Genomic DNA, 264 nt, shown 5'->3' with positions numbered 1-264 from the left:
AAGATGATGAGGTGAATAGGTTCGAGGTGGAAGCGTGGCGACACGTGGAGCTGACGAATACTAATCGATCGAAGACTTAATCAATTTTCAAGTTTTGACTTGGTTGAATACTTACTATCTAGTTTTGAATGTGCAATACATTCCATTGTCTGGTGACGATGGCAAGGAGGTCACACCTGTTCCCATGCCGAACACAGAAGTTAAGCTCCTTAGCGCCGATGGTAGTCGGACTTACGTTCCGCAAGAGTAGGACGTTGCCAGGCA

General features: G+C 46.2%; 1 rRNA gene. It reads left to right on the top strand.

From position 1 onward, the window contains the following. The first annotated feature begins 148 nt into the window (after window positions 1-148). Window positions 149-263, top strand: a 5S ribosomal RNA gene (gene rrf, locus CD126_RS11750). The last annotated feature ends 1 nt before the right edge of the window (window position 264 follow it).

Source organism: Staphylococcus pettenkoferi (assembly GCF_002902685.1).
GTDB lineage: Bacteria > Bacillota > Bacilli > Staphylococcales > Staphylococcaceae > Staphylococcus > Staphylococcus pettenkoferi.
The sequence above is the reverse complement of the archived record's forward strand: the minus strand, read 5'-3'. Positions and strand labels throughout refer to the sequence as shown.